At 50.3% G+C, this 1,726-nt stretch carries 2 protein-coding genes; both read left to right on the plus strand.

Annotation, left to right across the window (positions count from 1 at the left end):
• Positions 1 to 190 precede the first annotated feature (190 nt).
• Positions 191 to 1,159, plus strand: a complete 969-nt coding sequence (gene astE / locus BFF42_RS16115; protein ID WP_000368506.1) for a succinylglutamate desuccinylase — start codon at positions 191 to 193, stop codon at positions 1,157 to 1,159.
• Between the two features lie 326 nt (positions 1,160 to 1,485).
• Positions 1,486 to 1,726: IS1-like element transposase (locus BFF42_RS16120; RefSeq protein WP_146627760.1), on the plus strand; the 241-nt coding region annotated here is incomplete at its 3' end.

Consider the following 1,726-nt stretch of genomic DNA (forward strand, 5'->3'; position numbering starts at 1 on the left):
CAGGTACCGGCATCCACGTTACAGACGGTCCCGGCAAAAGTGCCTGACCTGACCCCTATTAGCGGTTACCAGCGCCCCACCAGACCCGGTGACATCACCTCCCGGATCATGGACGACTGGGGGCAGTAATCATGCCGGGTCTGGCTGGCTAACACCCCATTATAAGGGGTACGAATAAAGTAACGGGGCAATGGATAATTTTCTTGCTCTGACCTTAACGGGTAAAAAACCGGTTATCACCGAGCGAGAAATCAACGGCGTTCGCTGGCGCTGGCTGGGCGATGGTGTGCTGGAACTGACGCCATTAACGCCACCGCAAGGCGCGCTGGTGATTTCTGCGGGGATCCACGGTAATGAGACGGCACCTGTGGAAATGCTGGACGCGTTGCTTGGCGCGATATCTCACGGCGAGATCCCGTTACGTTGGCGGTTGCTGGTGATCCTCGGGAATCCTCCTGCGCTGAAGCAAGGGAAACGTTATTGCCATAGCGATATGAATCGAATGTTTGGCGGTCGTTGGCAGCTATTTGCTGAAAGCGGAGAAACCTGTCGGGCGCGCGAACTGGAACAGTGCCTGGAAGATTTTTATGACCAGGGCAAAGAATCTGTGCGCTGGCACCTTGATCTACATACCGCAATTCGTGGCTCCTTGCATCCGCAGTTCGGTGTATTACCGCAACGCGACATTCCCTGGGACGAGAAATTTCTGACGTGGCTGGGTGCGGCGGGGCTGGAGGCGCTGGTGTTCCATCAGGAACCTGGTGGTACGTTTACCCATTTCAGCGCCAGACATTTTGGCGCGCTGGCCTGTACGCTGGAACTTGGCAAAGCGTTGCCCTTTGGGCAAAACGATCTTCGCCAGTTTGCAGTAACTGCCAGCGCAATTGCTGCGCTGCTATCTGGTGAGAGTGTCGGTATCGTGAGAACACCGCCGCTCCGTTATCGGGTGGTTTCGCAAATTACTCGCCACTCGCCGTCCTTCGAAATGCATATGGCAAGTGACACGCTGAATTTTATGCCGTTTGAGAAAGGAACATTGCTGGCGCAGGACGGAGAGGAACGTTTTACCGTAACCCATGATGTAGAGTATGTGTTATTCCCTAATCCGTTGGTAGCGTTGGGATTACGCGCGGGATTAATGCTCGAAAAAATAAGCTAATACTTACCCGCAGAAATCATTCTGCGGGTATTAAGTTGCTTTCTTATAAATTAATACAGATTAATCCTGGTTATTTGCTTTATTTATCACCAGTCATCCGGTATAGTTCTTCATAATCTCTGCAAAATCATTGTGTTGTAATATTCTCTCATCACTCTCCATCAAATTTTCTTTTTTTCTCCATAATTGGCGCAAAAGTGTTTTTTACACTTTCATTGTTTTACCGTTGCTCTGATTAATTGACGCTAAAGTCAGTAAAGTTAATCTCGTCGGTGATGCTGCCAACTTACTGATTTAGTGTATGATGGTGTTTTTGAGGTGCTCCAGTGGCTTCTGTTTCTATCAGCTGTCCCTCCTGTTCAGCTACTGACGGGGTGGTGCGTAACGGCAAAAGCACTGCCGGACATCAGCGCTATCTCTGCTCTCACTGCCGTAAAACATGGCAACTGCAGTTCACTTACACCGCTTCTCAACCCGGTACGCACCAGAAAATTATTGATATGGCCATGAATGGCGTTGGATGCCGGGCAACTGCACGCATTATGGGCGTTAGCCTCAACACGATTT

The sequence above is a fragment of the Shigella sp. FC1661 genome, from assembly GCF_001712525.1.
Lineage (GTDB): Bacteria > Pseudomonadota > Gammaproteobacteria > Enterobacterales > Enterobacteriaceae > Escherichia > Escherichia coli.

Excerpts from the sequence above, each read along its gene's own strand:
- astE (WP_000368506.1), top strand. The coding sequence starts at position 191 with ATGGATAATTTTCTTGCTCTGACCTTAACGGGTAAAAAACCGGTTATC.